At 76.4% G+C, this 15,915-nt stretch carries 16 protein-coding genes; 6 read left to right on the top strand and 10 right to left on the bottom strand.

Annotated features, from left to right (window positions below; translation table 11 throughout):
- Nucleotides 1–143: 143 nt before the first annotated feature.
- Together ACWFNE_RS00935 and ACWFNE_RS00940 are read right to left on the bottom strand one after the other, a co-directional pair.
- Nucleotides 144–3,392, bottom strand: a complete 3,249-nt coding sequence (locus tag ACWFNE_RS00935) for a S8 family serine peptidase (RefSeq protein ID WP_452120578.1) — start codon at nucleotides 3,390–3,392, stop codon at nucleotides 144–146.
- Between the two features lie 153 nt (nucleotides 3,393–3,545).
- On the bottom strand, nucleotides 3,546–4,103 hold the full coding sequence (locus tag ACWFNE_RS00940) for a cysteine hydrolase (protein ID WP_452120579.1): 558 nt from the start codon (nucleotides 4,101–4,103) through the stop codon (nucleotides 3,546–3,548).
- A gap of 249 nt (nucleotides 4,104–4,352) precedes the next feature.
- On the opposite strand from ACWFNE_RS00940, the gene ACWFNE_RS00945 reads away from it, so the two are divergent.
- A complete protein-coding gene (locus ACWFNE_RS00945; protein WP_452120580.1) occupies nucleotides 4,353–5,306 on the top strand; it encodes a PadR family transcriptional regulator in 954 nt (317 codons plus the stop codon).
- A 227-nt stretch (nucleotides 5,307–5,533) separates the two neighbouring features.
- Here ACWFNE_RS00945 and ACWFNE_RS00950 read toward each other — a convergent pair whose 3' ends face one another.
- From ACWFNE_RS00950 to ACWFNE_RS00975, 6 genes are all read right to left on the bottom strand, one after another.
- The gene (locus tag ACWFNE_RS00950) at nucleotides 5,534–5,920 is read right to left on the bottom strand and encodes a YciI family protein (RefSeq protein ID WP_452120581.1); all 387 of its coding nucleotides are present in this window, start codon (nucleotides 5,918–5,920) and stop codon (nucleotides 5,534–5,536) included.
- A 195-nt stretch (nucleotides 5,921–6,115) separates the two neighbouring features.
- Nucleotides 6,116–7,549 (bottom strand): dihydrolipoyl dehydrogenase family protein, encoded by a 1,434-nt coding sequence (locus ACWFNE_RS00955; protein WP_452120582.1) that lies wholly within the window; start codon nucleotides 7,547–7,549, stop codon nucleotides 6,116–6,118.
- 223 nt (nucleotides 7,550–7,772) lie between these two features.
- Nucleotides 7,773–8,819, bottom strand: coding sequence for a LacI family DNA-binding transcriptional regulator (locus ACWFNE_RS00960; RefSeq protein WP_452120583.1), 1,047 nt, complete (start codon nucleotides 8,817–8,819; stop codon nucleotides 7,773–7,775).
- Between the two features lie 118 nt (nucleotides 8,820–8,937).
- A complete protein-coding gene (locus ACWFNE_RS00965; protein ID WP_452120584.1) occupies nucleotides 8,938–9,159 on the bottom strand; it encodes a hypothetical protein in 222 nt (73 codons plus the stop codon).
- A gap of 255 nt (nucleotides 9,160–9,414) precedes the next feature.
- Nucleotides 9,415–10,080 carry a DUF2278 family protein gene (locus ACWFNE_RS00970; protein ID WP_452120585.1) on the bottom strand — a complete coding sequence of 222 codons (666 nt, stop codon included), beginning with the start codon at nucleotides 10,078–10,080 and terminating at the stop codon, nucleotides 9,415–9,417.
- Between the two features lie 85 nt (nucleotides 10,081–10,165).
- On the bottom strand, nucleotides 10,166–10,405 hold the full coding sequence (locus ACWFNE_RS00975; RefSeq protein WP_452120586.1) for a LuxR C-terminal-related transcriptional regulator: 240 nt from the start codon (nucleotides 10,403–10,405) through the stop codon (nucleotides 10,166–10,168).
- Between the two features lie 488 nt (nucleotides 10,406–10,893).
- Here ACWFNE_RS00975 and ACWFNE_RS00980 point away from each other — a divergent pair, with 488 nt between their 5' ends.
- Both ACWFNE_RS00980 and ACWFNE_RS00985 read left to right on the top strand, forming a co-directional pair.
- On the top strand, nucleotides 10,894–11,901 hold the full coding sequence (locus tag ACWFNE_RS00980; protein ID WP_452120587.1) for a hypothetical protein: 1,008 nt from the start codon (nucleotides 10,894–10,896) through the stop codon (nucleotides 11,899–11,901).
- A 20-nt stretch (nucleotides 11,902–11,921) separates the two neighbouring features.
- On the top strand, nucleotides 11,922–12,728 hold the full coding sequence (locus tag ACWFNE_RS00985; RefSeq protein ID WP_452120588.1) for a hypothetical protein: 807 nt from the start codon (nucleotides 11,922–11,924) through the stop codon (nucleotides 12,726–12,728).
- 40 nt (nucleotides 12,729–12,768) lie between these two features.
- Here the strand turns inward: ACWFNE_RS00985 and ACWFNE_RS00990 are convergent, their stop codons facing one another.
- Together ACWFNE_RS00990 and ACWFNE_RS00995 are read right to left on the bottom strand one after the other, a co-directional pair.
- Nucleotides 12,769–13,617 (bottom strand): LLM class flavin-dependent oxidoreductase, encoded by an 849-nt coding sequence (locus tag ACWFNE_RS00990; protein WP_452120589.1) that lies wholly within the window; start codon nucleotides 13,615–13,617, stop codon nucleotides 12,769–12,771.
- A gap of 145 nt (nucleotides 13,618–13,762) precedes the next feature.
- A complete protein-coding gene (locus tag ACWFNE_RS00995; protein ID WP_452120590.1) occupies nucleotides 13,763–14,305 on the bottom strand; it encodes an AMIN-like domain-containing (lipo)protein in 543 nt (180 codons plus the stop codon).
- A gap of 211 nt (nucleotides 14,306–14,516) precedes the next feature.
- On the opposite strand from ACWFNE_RS00995, the gene ACWFNE_RS01000 reads away from it, so the two are divergent.
- The 3 genes from ACWFNE_RS01000 to ACWFNE_RS01010 all read left to right on the top strand — a co-directional run bounded on the left by ACWFNE_RS01000 (nucleotide 14,517) and on the right by ACWFNE_RS01010 (nucleotide 15,913).
- Nucleotides 14,517–15,002 (top strand): NUDIX hydrolase, encoded by a 486-nt coding sequence (locus ACWFNE_RS01000; RefSeq protein ID WP_452120591.1) that lies wholly within the window; start codon nucleotides 14,517–14,519, stop codon nucleotides 15,000–15,002.
- Nucleotides 15,003–15,140: 138 nt separating this feature from the next.
- Nucleotides 15,141–15,575, top strand: coding sequence for a YciI family protein (locus ACWFNE_RS01005; protein ID WP_452120592.1), 435 nt, complete (start codon nucleotides 15,141–15,143; stop codon nucleotides 15,573–15,575).
- Nucleotides 15,572–15,913, top strand: a complete 342-nt coding sequence (locus tag ACWFNE_RS01010) for a YciI family protein (RefSeq protein WP_452120593.1) — start codon at nucleotides 15,572–15,574, stop codon at nucleotides 15,911–15,913. Before ACWFNE_RS01005 ends, ACWFNE_RS01010 begins: the two co-directional genes overlap by 4 nt.
- Nucleotides 15,914–15,915 lie beyond the last annotated feature (2 nt).

A 15,915-nucleotide genomic window follows, 5' to 3' on the forward strand; every position in this document is an offset into this window, starting at 1 on the left:
CAATCTGGGGTCCCGCTAACCAACACACTGTCTCGAGGCCCCGGGGGGGTGTTGTTGTGGGGGACCGAACAAGACATGGCCTCCCCTGTTGCGGGGGGGGGGGGGACGGCTGGTCCGGCGGCCGTCACCGCCGCGCCCACCGGCTACGCCTGCACGCCCCGGCAGCCGCGCGTGCAGTCCGTCGCCCAGAGGCCCGCGAGCGCGGCGAGCCCGTCGTTGCGGACCAGACGCTCGCCGTTGGGCCCGACCCGGGTCGCGCTCGGGGTCGTCGGGGTGGTGCCCGGGCCGCCTCCCGGCGCCGGTGTCGTGGCGCCGGGGCCGGGGGCACCGCCCACCGGGGTCGGCGTCGGGGTCGGCGTGGGGGTGCCCCCGGCGGGCGACGGCGTGGTCCCGGGCGTCGGCTGCGAGCCGCCGGGCGCCGGTGTCGCGCTGCTGCCCTGGTACACGAGCCCGCCGGTGAGCACGCTGGTCCGCCCGTTCTTGAACAGCGTGACGTCGTAGGTCCCGGCGACCGCCGACGGGGTCCGGAACACGACCGACGTGCTCGAGCTGCTCAGGACGTCGGCGGTGCGCGTGCCGCCCACGCGGACGCCGATGCCTGCCTCCAGGGCCGTCCCGGTCACGGTCACGACGGAGCCGCCCGCGGTGCTCACGTGCACCGGCGAGATGCTCGTGACGCGGAACGCGCCGACCTGGTCGTAGCGCCGGACGTCGGGGGCCGCGGAGGGCGTTGTCGGCGTCGGCGTCGGCCGGACCGTCCCCGGGGTGGGTGATGTGCTCGGCGCGGGTGAGGCGGTCGTCGAGGGGCGCGGGGTGGCCGCAGGGCTCGGGCTCGTGCTCGGTCGCGGCGTCGGCCGGGGTGTCGTGCCGGGCGCCGGTGCCGGGCCCGGTGCGGGCGTCGTCCCCGGCGCCGGGGTCGTGCCCGGGCGGGGCGTCGCGCTCGTCGTCGGCCTCGGCGTCCCCGGCGCCGGGGTGGACCCGTTGCCCGGCGACGTGCTGGGCGCGGGGACGGCGCCCGGAGTCGTCGGGCGGGGTGTGGCGCCCGGCGTCGTCGGCCGGGGCGTGGCCCCCGGGGTCGGCGCGCCGCCGCCCGGCGCCGGGCCGCTCGGCGGCGGTGGGGTCGCGGACGAGCTCGGTGCCGGGGCCGGTTGCGCCGCGGCGGCGACGACGAGCGGCGCCGCGTACGGACGGGTGAGCGGCTGACCGTCCTTGAGCACCTGGGCGGTCAGGCCGAAGCTGCCGGCGCCGAGCGTCAGCGCCGGTCGCACGTCGAGTGCGCCGAGGAACGGCCGGGTCCCGAGGTCGATCGTGACCTGCCCGGCGTCGTCGGTCGTCAGGGTCCGCCCGTCGACGGTGACGTCCTCGCCGGCGACGGCCCAGATCTCCCCGTCGACGAGCATCGCGAGGCCGAGCACGAGCCGGTACGACCCGGCCTCCGCCGGCGACGTCACCGTGACCCGCGGCGTCTGGGCGCCCGGCGTCCCGGTCATCCCGGCGAACGCGTACGTCGCGGCGTCCGTCCCCACGACGGCTCCGACGTCCGCGAGGTCGAGCCTGGCCCCGGTGACCGACCGACCCGCGAACGCCGGGCGACGCTCCGCGTCGGACAGGATGTGGTCGACGACGTCCTGCACCGGCATGTCGGGACGCAGGCTGCGGTACAGCGCGGCGGCCGCGGCGACGTGCGGCGACGCGATCGAGGTGCCGTCGAGCACGACGTACCCACCGCCGGGCCACGGTGCGACGACTTTGGAGCCGGGCGCGAACACGTCGACCGACGCCGCGCCCCAGGCAGAGTGGCCGGCGATCGTGTCGGCCGCGGTCGAGGACCCGACCGTGATCATCCCGGGATTCGTGAACGAGGCCGGGTAGAGCGGGGCGGCGTCCCGGTTCGCCGAGTCGTTGCCGGCCGCGACGACGACCACCACGCCCTTGGCGACGGCGTAGTCGATCGCGCCGCGCAGCTGGTCGAGCGCGTACCCGCCGAAGCCGCCACCGAACGAGCCGTTGACGACGTCGGCACCGTTGTCCGCCGCGTACCGGATCGCCTTCGCGGCGAGCAGGACGTCGATGCTCGTGCCGCCCCCCACGACGAGCGGCATGATCTGCGCCTTCGGTGCGACCCCGGCGCTCCCGCTCCCGTTGCCGGCACGGGCAGCCGCGGCACCGGAGACGCTCGTGCCGTGCGACCCGAGCGTGCCGTTGTCGAGGTCCGACGAGCCGACGTAGAAGTTCCAGCCGTGGCAGTCGCCCGGGAGGCCGTTGCCGTTCGTGTCGGCCGACCCGCACGCCTCGGTCGGGTTCGTCCAGAGCGCACCCACCAGGTCCGGGTGGTCGGTGTCGAAGCCGGTGTCGACGACGGCGATGACGGCACCCTGACCCTGGGTGGCCTCCCACGCGGTCGGGGCGTTCACGTCGGCGCCCGCGACGGCGGTCTGCTGGTAGGCGTTCGAGCCGGTGTTCTCGATGTTGTAGCCGTACTGGGCCCAGAGCGGGTCGCTCGGCGGGGCCGCGAGCACCGGGGCCTGCGGCGACGCCTCCGCGGCCGCCACACCGGGCAGCGCGGCGACGTCGTCGAGGTCCAGACGCGTCGCGACGAGGACGCGCCCGCCGTCGAGCGGCTGGGCGGACACGACGCCGGGTTGCGCGCCGAGCGCGGACACCGCCGCCGGGTCGACGGGGAGGGCGAGGACCTCGGGGGCGGACGCCACGGTCGTCGGCGGGACGGCGGTCGGCGCCACGGCCGGCGGCGTGAGGGCGGGCGCGGCTGCGGGTGCGGGGTCGACCGGCGCGGCGAGGGACGGCGCGCCGGAGCCCGGGACCGGAGCCGGCGCGGCCCCCGCCGCCGGCTCGGCGAGCGGGTCGGCGAGCGCGGTGACCTCGCCGCTCCCGCCCTCGGTGATGACCATCGCGCCACGGTCGGTGACGTAGTACGCGACGGTCCCGTGGTCCTCCGTGTGCCCGTCGAGGCCGAGCTGGGCCTGCGCCCGGGCAAGCAGCGTCAGGTCGACGCGTGCACGGTCGGTGGACCAGGTGCCGGTCGACGGGGCGTCCGGTGCGGCCGGCTCGGGCCGGGTGCTCGGCGCCCCGGTGGCGGGTGTCGTGGTGTGCCGCGTCGTGGCCAGGGGCGCGGGAGCGGGGTCCGCGAGGGCGGGGCCGACGGGACCGGTGGCGGTGGTGCCGGGTCCCGACGGCGCGCCGCTCGGCGTCGCCGTGGCCTCGGCGGCGGCCGGCGAGCCCTCGAGCACGACCACGTACCGGTGCAGGCCGTCGCCGCCGCCGAAGTCGTCGGCGTACGCCACGGCCTCGCCCCCGCCCAGGACCGAGACGCCGAGCGGGACGGCGAGCGCGACCGCGGCGGCGGCTCCGGTCCAGGTGCGGCGCGGGGTCATGGGGTCTCCTTCGGGACGGCGTGCGCCCGCCCCATCGGCAGCCCACGCGCGACGTGAGCGAGGACCCCGTCGGCGAACGGGTGGCGCTGCACATCACCCCGGCCGATCGGGCGACGCGCATCCCTCGGGCGGGGGCCGGCCGCTCCGTGCGCCCTACCGGCTCAGCGCGGCGAGCACCTCGTCGGTGGTCGCCGTCTCGCCGAGCACCGGGAACACGCCGTCGACCGCGTGGCGGTAGCCGACCTCCGTCAGGTCGGTCGTGGCGTCGACCACGACGACCACGTGGAAGCCCGCGTCGTACGCGCCCCGGGCGGTCGACTCGACGCCGTAGGACGTCGCGAGCCCGGCGAGCACGAGCTGCGTGACCCCGCGCTCGCGGAGGCCGGCCGTGAGGGTCGCGTCGAGCGAGCTCCAGCCGTGGTGCTCCGCGCGCAGGTCGTCCGGCTGGGCGTCGAGCTCGGGCACGAGCGCGAGCGCGGCCTCAGGGACCGGCGGACGGTTGCCCCCGAGCTGCGTGCGTCCGGGCGGCGGGGCGTCGAGCCGCGCGGTCGTCAGCGCGACGGGGAGCCCTCGTTCGCGGAAGGCGGCGGCGAGCCGCGCGGACCGTCGGACGACGTCGGCGGTCGGGTGCACGGTCGGGCTCGCCACGGTCGCGAGCTGGAGGTCGACGACGACGAGGGCCGGCGTGGGGTCGAGGACGCTGAGCGGCATGAGGGTGCTCCTTCGGGTGCGGGGTGTCGAGCACCAGTGTCGACCGCCGGCGGGTTCGGATCTCATCGCCAGGTCGGCGTGCCGAAAGACTTGCCAGCGTCACATCAGCGATATATCGTTACCGCATTAACAGAGTAACCGCTCTCTCCCGGCGTCCGAGGCAGCCGAGCGTCCACGCTCGCGCCCCGCGCCGCACCTGCCGCCCCGATCGCCTGGTCCGCGGCGCCCACGAACCCCAGGAGACCTCCCATGCGACACCCCCATCACCACCACCGCGACCTCCCCTCCGACCGCGACCGCACCGAGCGCCGCGGACCCGACCCCGCCGACGCCATGACCGGCCGGGCGTGGCGCGTGCGCCGCAACCGCGGCGGCTTCCCCGGCTTCCCCGCCGACGACTCGGGCACCGAGCCCGGGCGCCGCGGCGGGCCGGGCGGACGCCGGGGCGAGAGCCCGTTCGGCACCCACCCGGGCGACCCCTCCGGCGGACCCGACGGCATGTCCCGCGGGCCCCGTGGCTCGTTCGGCGGGCCGGGCGGGCCCGGCGGACCGTTCGGCGGGCCCGGCGGACCGTTCAGCAGCCACGCAGGCGGCCCCGGCGGCCCGTTCGGGCACGGCCACCCCGGGGGCGGCCCGTTCGGGCCCGAGCACGGCTTCGGCCCGCACATGCGCGGCCGCGGACCGGGCCGCGGACCCGGGCGGCGCGCCGGGCGCGGCGACATCCGCGCCGCCGTCCTCCTGCTCCTCGTCGAGCAGCCCATGCACGGGTACCAGCTCATCCAGGAGATCGGCGAGCGCACCGGCGGTCGGTGGCGCCCCAGCCCGGGCGCGATCTACCCGGCGCTCTCGATGCTCGAGGACGAGGGCCTCGTGACCATCACCGCCGAGCAGGGTCGCAAGCTCGCCCGGCTCACGGACGCCGGCCAGGCGTACGTCACGGAGCACGCCGACGAGCTCGGCAGCCCCTGGCAGGACGCCCAGGACCGCCCGGTCCACCCCGGCCGCGCGCTCCGCGAGGCCGTGGAGGCGCTCGGTGCCGCCGCCGGGCAGGTCGCCCGCACCGGGGACGAGGCGCAGACCGCGCAGGCGCTCGCCGTGATCGACCGCGCGCGCCGCGAGCTCTACCTCGTGCTCGCGGGCGAGCCCGGCGTCGGAGCCGGGGCCGGCGGCACCACACCGCCCGCCCCGGGCCCCGACGCCTGACCTCGGACACCACGCGGCCGTCGCCCTCCCCGGGCGGCGGCCGCTGCCCGTCGTCGTCGGCCGAGCCGTCGGGCCGCACCCGGCAGGCCGCGCCCGTCACGCCCGAGCCTTCAGGCCGCAGCAGTCACGCCCGAGCCGCCGGGCCGCAGCCGTCACCCCCGAGCCGCCAGGCCGCGCCCGTCACGCCCGAGCCGCCAGGCCACGCCCGAGCCGCCGGGCTGGTGCCGTCACGCCGGCGTCGTCGCCCGGTCCTCGTCCCGGACCACCGGGCGCAGCTCGACCGTGCCGTCGCCGGGGAAGACGAGCCCCGCGACGAGCTCGACGAGGTCCGCCGGGTCCTCGGTCTCGATGACGTAGAAGCCGCCGAGCTGCTCGACAGTCTCCGAGTACGGCCCCTCGGTCACGACGTGCCGCGTCTGCCCCTCGGGGATCCGCACGAGCGTCGACGTCGTCGCGCGGCGCAGCTCCTTGCCGGACGTGATGCGGTGCCCGCGCTCGGCGCACGCCCGCGTGAAGTCCTCGTGCTGCCGGTCGATCGTGGCCGCGCGCTCGGCGTCCATCGCGACCCAGACGGCCTCGTTCCCGTGCAGCAGGACGGTGTACTCCGTGGTCATGTCGTTCCCCGTCGTGTCCGGGGGGCACCCGGTGGGCGCCCGTCACCAGCATGACGCGCAGGACCGGCGCCGATCGACAGCCGGCGGCAGCTCGTCCGCGCACCGCGTCCGGCGCCGTCGCACCGGGCCGTCGCCGACGCCGTCGCTCGGGGCCGCCCCCGCCCCCGCCACACCGGGCCGTCGCCGCCTCCGCCGTCACGCCGAGCGGCGCGCCCCGACGAGAGCGACCCCGTCCCGCACCGGTGCGGCCGCGAGGAGCTCGCGCGCCGCGACGCCGATCACCGCGCTGTACGTCGGGTACGCGAACTCGACGCGCGCGAGCGTCGCGAGGTCGACGCCCGCCGCCATCGCCGTCGTGACGGCCTGGATGACCTCGACGGCGTTCTCCCCGACGGCGTGCGCGCCGAGCAGGAGCTCGCGGCGGCGGTCGGCGACGAGCTTGAGGAAGCCGCGCGGGCGGTCGTCGATGATCGGGCGTTCCATCGCGGAGTACGGGACGTGCGCGACGAGGCACCCGGCGTCGCGGGCGCGCGCCTGCTCCTCGGTCAGCCCCACGCCGGCGTAGTCGGGGTCGGTGAACCCGCCCGCGGGCAGGAGGTGGTGCGGGGTCCGGCGGGTCGCGCCGAGCACCGCGTTGCGCGCCGCCGCCTCGGCCTCGACGTGCGCGGCCTGCACGAGCATGGCCTGACCGTTCGCGTCGCCGGCCGCGAGCACGTGCGCCGCGCTGGTGCGCAGGTACTCGTCGACCACGATCCGCCCGCGCTCGACCTGGACGCCCGCGGCGTCGAGCCCGAGGCCCTCGACCGACGCCGGCCAGCCCGTCGCCATGACGACGTCGTCGAACGTGTCGTGGTGCTCCGCGCCGCCGGCCTGCCAGGTGAGCACGATGCCCGCGCTGTCGTCCGCCTGCCGCAGCGAGACGACCTGCTGGACCGAGGTGACGACCCGCACGCCCTGCTCGGTGAACGCCTGCGCGACGGCCGCCGACACCGCGTCGTCGGTCTGCGCGAGGATCCGTGGCGCCACCTCGAGCAGCGTGACGTCGCTCCCGAACGCGTTGAAGATCGTCACGAGCTGCGCGCCGGTGTTGCCGGCGCCGACCACGGCGACGCGGCGGGGCAGCCGCGGCAGGTCGAGCACCTGCTCGGGGAGCGTCGCGAGCTCGGCGCCCGGCACGGGGAGCCGGCGCGAGTGACCGCCGACGCACAGGATCACCTGGTCGGCGCGCAGCGTGCGCCCGGAGGCCTCGAGCACGACCTCGTGCGGCGAGACGAACCGCGCCCGGCCCTCGAGCACGAGGTCGACGCCGGCGGCGCGCAGCCGGTCGGGCTCGTTCTTGACCGCGAGCACACGCTCGACGGTCGCGCGCACGCGGGCGACCGTGGTGGGCCAGTCGATCGTCTGCTCGGTGACCGTGATGCCGTACGCGTCGGCGGTGCGGACCTCGCGCATGAGCCGGGCCGTCTTCGCGAGCACACGGGTCGGCACGCAGCCGGTGTTGACGCACGTGCCGCCCGTCCGCCGCGCCTCGACGACGGCGACCCGCGCGCCGAGCTCCGCGGCGCGCAGGGCGGCCGCCGTTCCCGCCGGGCCGGCGCCGATGACCAGGACGTCGTACGAGTCGTTCATGCCCTCACTGTCCGCGGCGGCGCGCGGTGCCGCGACCGCTCGGGAGGCGGTTCACAGGAAGCCCGTGCGGCGCCTCTCAGGAACGAGACGCACCTCACACAGCGCCGCCGCGCGCGCGTCCCCGCGCGCGGGCTCGCCGCGAGCGGCGGCGGCAGCGGTCGTCGCCCGGGCATCCCCAGGCGTCGGTCGCGCCGACGTCCGCAGGCGGTCGGTCGTGGAGCCGTCAGGCCGGCGGTGGAGCGGTGCTGCGGCGCACCACGAGCTCGGTCGGCAGCACGACGCGCTCGGGCGCGGCGGCCTCCCCGGCGCGGGCGCGCTCGATCGCGCGGGTCAGCGCCCCCGCGGCGGCGCGGCCCTTGGCGACGAGGTCCTGCCGGATCGTCGTGAGCGCGGGGCGCATCCGGCTCGCGAGCGCGCTGTCGTCGAAGCCGACCACGGAGACGTCGTCGGGCACGCGGAGCCCGAGGTCCTGCGCGGCGTGCACGACGCCTAGCGCCATGAGGTCGGAGAAGCACAGCACCGCGGTCGGCCGGTCGGGGGTGTCGAGCAGCAGCCGGGCGCCCTCGTAGGCGTCGGGCTCGGTGTTGCCGGGCACCTGCGCGGCGCTCACCTGCACGCCCGCGGGACGCAGCACGGAGAGCCAGCCCTCGACGCGCGCCCAGTCGACGTACGTGGTGCCCGCCAGCTCCGGCTCGACGAGCCCGTGCGTCCCGCCGTACCCCTGCGTGAGCAGACCGACCGAGCGGTGACCGAGCGCGAGCAGGTGCCGGGCGCCGAGCCGTGCGCCGCCGGCGTCGTCGAGCAGCACGCTGCCCGAGCCCGGCAGCGGCTCCTGGTCGACGAAGACGAGCGGGAGCCGGCGCTTCACGAGCCAGTCCAGCGCCGGGGCGCTGCCCGCGCAGGAGTAGACGAGCGCGCCGTCCATCGGGATGTCGCGCGCGGGGATCATCGCCGCCGATCCCGTCGAGGGCAGCAGCGCGAGGGCCAGGCCGGTCGGCGCGAGCTCCTCGGCGAGGGCGCCGAAGAAGCCGGTCGCGATCTCGTCCTGGAACGCGGTGCCGATCGACTCGGTGAGCAGGACGCCGACGGCTCCGGTGGTGCCGCGGGCGAGCGCGCGCGCCGCGGGGTCGGGGCCGACGTAGCCGAGCTCGTCGGCTGCGGCCAGGATCGTGCGGCGCAGCTCGGCGGAGAGCTGGTCGGGTCGCGAGAAGGCGTTGGAGACCGTCATCCGGCTCACGCCGACCTTCTCGGCGACCGTCTGGAGCGTCACGCGCCCCACGGCGCCACCCGGTTCCCCGTCATGGGGTCCAGGGTAGGTCGCCGCGGGGCACCCGACGGGCCCGGGGTGCGCGACCGCGACGGTCGCGGAGGCGTCCGGGCCCGACGGGTCAGTGCGCGGGGTGCGCACCGGACGGGGTGCAGCGCGGGGCGACCGCGTCACCGAGGTGGTGCAGGGCGGTCGCGAGGGCGCCGCGCGTGCGGCGGGCCACGGGCGGCCGCTCGTGCTGCGGGCGCGGCTCGACGACGGGCGCGCCGGGCCGTGCGCTGTGGGACTCGAGCAGGGTGGCCCTGCGGGACAGGAGCAGGGCGAGCTGCGGGCTCTCCATCATGGCGATCTCCTCCGTGGGTTCTGTACCGATAAAGTAGCGCGGTGGTCTGTACCGGTCAAGTGCTGCGTCGAAGCGCGATCACCCGCCCGGGGAGGAGCCCCGGCGCGTGCCGCGCGGTGCGCTTCGCCCGACACCTGCTCGACGAACGGGGACGCCACGGGAGGACATCTGGCGGCGCGCGGCCGACTCAGGCGCGCGGCCGACTCAGGCGCGCGGCCGACTCAGGCGCGCGGCCGACTCAGGCGCGCTGCGCGCTCACGGCAGCGGCCGGCCGGAGTCGTCGGTCGCGTCCGACTGCGTCGAGAACTTGGTGCAGAACACCGCGTAGGTGCCGTCGGCCCGGCGCACGACCGTCGCGCCGTCCTGCCAGATGCCGTTCTCGCGCGACCACGGCGAACCGATCGGGTCGCCCTGGTTCTGGTGGATGTTGTGCACGCCGCGCGTCCCGTCGTGGAACGGCTCGCCCAGGACGAGCACCCGCACCGACTGCGTGAGGAGCGGCTCGAGGACCGCGAGCGCGTCGAGGCTCGTCCCCCCGCTCCACGGGAGCTCGCTGGACGGCGCGACGACGAACTTCACCTTGTCCAGCAGCGGACCGAGGAGGCACCCGAGCCGGCGGGGCCGCAGGTCCGGGTTGCGGATGTAGTCCAGGGCCCCCGAGGCGGCGGTCTGGGCGAGCGGGTGCCAGCCGTCGGCGAGCGCGGGCAGGCCCTTCAGCCTCGCCTCGTCGAGCTCGACGACCTTCCACCGGATGCCGTTCGGCACGGACTTGCTGTCGACGTCGATCGCGCAGTGGTAGAGCCCCGCGGGCGTCGCCACGCGCAGGTTGCCGTGGAAGTACTGGCCGTAGTCGTTGACCGGGTCCCGGTAGTAGCTGTGCCGGGTGCCGATGACGACGCCGTAGCCGTGGGTGAGCGGCATGTCCGTCTCCTGCCGTGGGTCGGCGACTCACGCAGGAGGAGGGTGCCGGGCGCCCGGTGATACCCGGGAGACGCCCTGGGACGGCTCAGCGCAGGCCGGAGGCCTCGACCCAGGCGACGGCCTCGGCGCGCGTGGAGACGCCGATCTTGCGGTACGCGGTCCGCAGCTGCGACTTGACGGTGTTCCGGCTGACCCAGAGGCGCGAGGCGATCTCCTCGAGCGTCACGTCCTCCGCGAGCTCGGCGAGGACGACCCGCTCGCGCGGCGTCAGCAGCTGCACCCCGGCCGCGGTCCGGTCCGGCTCGACCATGGTTCCGTTCGTCATGACTGCCCCCACTGCGTCCGAGGCGCTCGGGCCCCGGAAGAGCCGCGCCGCACTGTGTGCTTGATGCTTCAATTCATCGGCGCCGCGCTCGGGAAGTTGAACGTTGCCGACGCACCGGTCGCGCGACACGCCGTCCGACCTCCGGCGGCCACGGGTGAATCCCCCGCGCGTCGCGGCCCCGGGTGCACCTCGCGTCCGCGGTGCGCGACCCCGGGTGCGCGTCGCGTCCGAGGCGCGCGGGGCCTGTGTGCACCTCGCGCTCGCGGCGCGCGCCCCGGGTGCACCTCGCGTCCGCGGTGCGCGGCCCCGGGTGTGCCTTCTCGCACCTCGGCGCACCGCGCAGCCGCTCAGGCGCGCGATACCCGGCCGCCCCGGCGCCCGACGGGCCGGCCGCGCGGACCCGCGTGGCGCCCGCTGTATCTCGACCGTGGTCCCGCCGCTCCTCCGGGAGTACGTTCGCACTACTGCGGCGCGAGGGGGCGACGGCGATGGGCCGGTTCAGCGCCGTCCGCGACAACGCACAGGCCGAGCGACGCGAACCCCCGGCAGCGCCCCCACGACAGGTCCGGCCCTCGGGCACGCTCGCCCCGAGCACGCGGGCGCCCGGGGTCCTGGCGCTCCAGCGCGCAGCGGGCAACGCCGCGACGTCCGCGCTCCTGCACCGGGACGCGAGCGGTGGCGGGCTGCAGGCACCGCAGGTCCAGCGCGCCGCCGTCGCGGACTACATGAAGACGGACCCGTCCCAGGTGACCGATGCGCAGCTCGACGCCACCGACGAGTTCAAGGCGTACATCGCGTCGAGCACGCCGGCGAAGAAGGTCAGCCCGGAGGACGCGCGGCTGGCGCTGCGGCTGCTGCTGCGCTACCTGAACGCGCTGTCCCCGGGAACGGTGTTCGGCCCGCACGACCTCGACGGGTGGCTGCGCACGGCACAGGCACGGTCGAAGGTCGCGGGCACGGCCGAGGGCGCGGTCGGCACCGGGGAGTGGGTCGGCCTGAGTCCCGTGGACGTGCGGGGGCCGACGACGTCGGGCAGCGACTTCATGCAGTGGATGCTGGGCGGTGGCTCGGTGCCCGCCGTGAAGACCGTCAAGGGGAACTGCTGGGAGATGGTGATGTTCTCGGCGTTCCGGGCCGGACAGCTCAGCGAGGCGCGGATGCGCGAGATCTACACCAAGGGTCAGGCGGCGGACAAGGCCCGCGGCGGGCTCGCGTTCCCGGAGACCGTCGAGGCGGAGCTCCGCTCGGGCTCCGAGTTCGTCTACGACCCGGCGAAGGCCGGCTCACCGAGGCCCCTGCGCGGGGACGTCGTGATCTTCAGCAGCGCGGCAGGTCACGTGGCCCTGGCGACGGGACGTCTGGTCGGAGGTCAGGTCGAGATCATCAGCCACTGGGGACCGCCGCACCACAACCTCAAGATCGAGACCACCACGGTCGAGGACCTGCTGAAGAACGGCGCGAAAGCGCCCGTCAAGTTCTGGAGCCCACGGTGGTAGCAGCCACGACTCTCGCGACCGTGCCCTGGTCGGCCGGGCCGGCCGGCCTCCCGCAGCGGCTGGAGGCGGACCCCCGGTCCGGCTGGGTCATGCCCGAGGACGTGCGCATGGTCCCGGTCCCGGTCCACGTCCGGCGGGACGGCACCGGCGCGCTGTGGGTCACCGACGGGACGGAGCGGGTCGTGCGCTGCGCACCGCCCGGCGTCATCGAGCTGCCGGGCGACTGCGGGCCGCTGCTCGACCTCGCCGTCGTGGACGCCGGGACGTACGGCCTCCTCGACCGGGTCGAGAGCGGCACCCGGCTGCGCTGGTACGACGGTGCGGCGCCGGCCTGGGAGCGGGAGGGCGACTTCGGCACGCTCCTGACGGACGGACGGCGGGTCCTCACGTCCGAGCGGCACGGCCCGGCGGTGTACGAGTGGGACGTCGTCACCGGGAACCTGGTCCGGACGCTGCTCCGCAGCCCTGACGCTGGCGAGCCGTTCCTCGTCGACGGCGCCCTGCACGCCGTGTTCACGGACCATGCCGCCGGGCACCGCGGTGTCGAGCGGCTCGACCTCGACGGCACGGTCCACCGCACCGTCCTGGCCGGCGCCGAGCAGTACGCCGTGCTGGTCCACCCGATCGGCTTCGACGCGGATCGCCGGCCCTACGCCCTCCGCGACGGCGAGGTCGTGCGCGTCGCGCCCGGTGGCGAGATCGAGCGCGTCGGGCCGGTCGGCGACCTCTCCCCGCGGCTCCTCCGGATCGACCCGGACGGTCGGGTGCTGTTCGCGGTCAGCACCGCGGACGGAGTCTCCGTGCAGTCCCTGAGCAGGGGCGGCTGACGGGGCGACCACCGACCGCCGACCGCCGACCGAGTCTCACTCACAGCCGCGGCGGCCCCTGCCGGACCCGCTCGAGCAGCGCGTCCGGGGTGTCGCGCTCGCCGTCCCAGCGCGACTCGATCCACCACGTCGCCCCGGCGTCGGCGTACGCGCGTGCGTGCGCCGCGGCGGCGCCGGGCCCGTCGGGGAGCACGCCCTCGACGACCACGTCGACGTCGCCGAGGAACCGCTCGGGCTCGGCGGTCGCGAGCGCAGCCCGGCGCTCGGCCACCCACGCGACGAGTGCGCGCACGTCCTCCGGGCTCACGGGCCCGGACCGGCCCTGCGGGATCACGCCGTCCCAGCGCGCCGCGCGGCCCATCGACCGCTCGCTCGGCCACGCGCCGACCGCCCACACCGGGATGCGCGGCCGCTGCACGGGCTGCGGGCGGAACACGAGGTCGGTGACGGTGTGGTGGGTGCCGGCGTAGGAGAACCGCTCGCCGGTCCACGCGCGCTCGAGGATCGCGAGCGCGTCGTCGAGCCGCTCGGCGCGTCCCCGTGCGGTCGCCGCCTCACCGCTGACGCGCGCGAAACCGCCGTCGTCGGCCGCCCCCAGCCCGACCGGGAGCACGAGGCGCCCGCCCGAGAGGTGGTCGACCGTCACCGACTCCCGCGCGACCTTCCAGGGCCGGCGCCGCGCGAGCGGGAAGATCATCGCGCCGAGCCGGATCCGCTCGGTGCTCACCGCGAGCGCGCCGAGCAGCGTCCACGGGTCCCACGTGTCGAGCTCACCGACGCTGATCCCGTCCCACGTGAAGAAGCCGTCCCAGCCGTGCGCCTCGGCCTCCTGCGCGAGCGCGACCGTCTGCGCCACGGAGCCGAAGCTCCCCACGAACCCGAACCGCATGCCGCACGCTCCCCTGCGTCGCCGTCAGCGCCCCGGAGGCGCCGCCCGCCGCGCGTGCCGGGCGCCGGCCGCACCGTCGGACGCTCGCGACGCTAGCGGCGGCCACCCACACGCCGGGCCGCCGCCGCCATCCGTGCGTGACTCGTCACCACCGGTGCGCGACGTCCACCACGACCCGCGACCCGGACCCCGGCCCGTCGAGCACGAACACCCGGAACGGCAGTCGCGCGCGGACACCGAGCCCGAGGTCCGTGTGCCCCTCGAACGTCCCGGCCCAGACGACCTGACGGAACGTCCGGTACCCGCTGACGTTGCGGAGCTCCGACGGGTTCGCCGGTGCGTAGGTCAGGTTGCCGTTGTCGTCGTAGGACGGGTTGCCGAGCGTGATCTGGAGCGAGGCACCACCGCGTGTGGGGATGACGTGCCCGGAGCCGTCGGCGGTCACCTCGTCGACGTACGCGACGCGGTACCCACCGCTCCCGCCCGCGAGGTCGACGACGAGCCGGTCGTAGCAGGTGTGCCGTCCGGTGCGGACGTCGAAGACGGTCGCAGGCGCCAGGCTGAGCGTCGACTTCTCGAGCGACCCCCAGCGGATGCCGCAGTAGGGCGCGGCCCCGGCAGGCGACGCCGGGACCAGCAGGAACGAGCCGACCAGCAGCAGTATCGCGAGAACGGATGTCCGCCTCATCGCACGACCTCCTCGTCGTACGGGCACCGGAGCGATGTCCGTGAGCATTTCAGGATATACCCGTGCGAATCGGGCAGCGACGGCGGCGCGGGCGACGTTTCGACGCCCGTCGCAGGGATGCCCTAGGGTCGTCGCGCCGGGCCGCGGCGGGGGGAGCGCAGCGCCGGCGGCACGACCGATCCGCACGACCGACCTGACCGGCAGGGAGCCCGTGAGCGCGTCGAAGACCCTGACCCCGCACCCCCGTCCGGACGACGCCGCCGCGTCGGCCACCCCCGCGCCGGGCACCTCCTTCGTGCGTGAGCGCCCGACGCTGCACGCCGAGGTCTGGGTCTACGACCGGGCGCTCACGCACGTCGTGCTCGTCGAGCACCCGTGGCGCGGGCTCGTCCCTCCGGGCGGCGCGGTCGAGCCGGGCGAGACCCCGCGCGAGGCGGCGCTGCGCGCCGTCACCGAGCTCACGGACCTCGAGCCTGCACTGCTCGAGTCCCCGGCCGCGGCGACGACGCGCGCCTACCGGTCGGGGTGGGCGCCGACGCTGTGCCTCGCCTTCGCCGCCGTCCTGGGCGGCCGGCCGGAGCTCACGAGCACGGCCGGCCACGCCGCGGTGTGGCACCCGCTCACGCCGTTGTGGTCCTCGTGGTTCCCGGGCGACGCCCAGCGCATCCGCACGTTCGCCCGCTCGCTGCGCGACTGACCAGCCCGGCGGCGCCCCGGTGCCGGCCGCAGGACCACCGCAGATCCGCGGCTCGCGGCTGTCGATCCCGCGGGTGCTCGCGCGTCATGCTGGTGACGGGCGCCCACCGAGCGCCCGCGGACGCGAGGGAGGCCGATCATGGCTCAGGAGTACGTGGTGCTGCTGCACGGCGACGAGCGGGTGTGGGCGGACGCCGACGAGGCCGCGCGCGCGGAGGCGTACGCGGCGCACGGCCGGTTCATGGAGCTGTGCGCGGAGCACGGCCACACCGTCACGGGCGGCGCGGAGCTCGCGCCGGCGGCGACGTCCCTGATCGTGCGGGTCACCGACGGGCAGGGGTCGCCGGTCGTCACGGACGGGCCGTTCCTGGAGACGGTCGAGCAGCTCGGCGGGTACTACCAGATCGCGACGGACGACGTGCGCGACCTCGCGCGGCTCGCGGCGGGGCTGCTGCTCTCCCCCGAGGACGGCACGGTCGAGATCAGGCCCGTCGTCACGGGCGGCGACGCCGACGCCGTGGCGTCCGAGAGCACGGTGGCCGACGTGGCGGCGCGCGCGACGGCGGACGCATGAGGTTCCTCGTCCTGCTCTACGAGGACGAGCGCGCCTGGGCGGCCCTCGACGCGGAGGCGCGCGCCGAGGTGTTCCGGCAGCACGACGCGTTCTCCGCGGCGGTCGCCGCGCACGGCTGCACGATCGCCGGCGGCGAGGGGCTCGCGTCGGTCGACGCCGCGACGACGATCCGGCGGGACGGCGACGACGTGACCGTGACCGACGGCCCGTTCGCGGAGACGGCCGAGCAGCTCGGCGGCTTCTACCTGGTCGACGCGCCGGACCTCGACGTGGTGAGCGAGCTGGTGCGGCTGCTCCCCGAGTACACGATCGAGATCCGCCCGACGATCGAGCTGTGACG

It is taken from the genome of Cellulomonas sp. NPDC055163 (assembly GCF_053607065.1).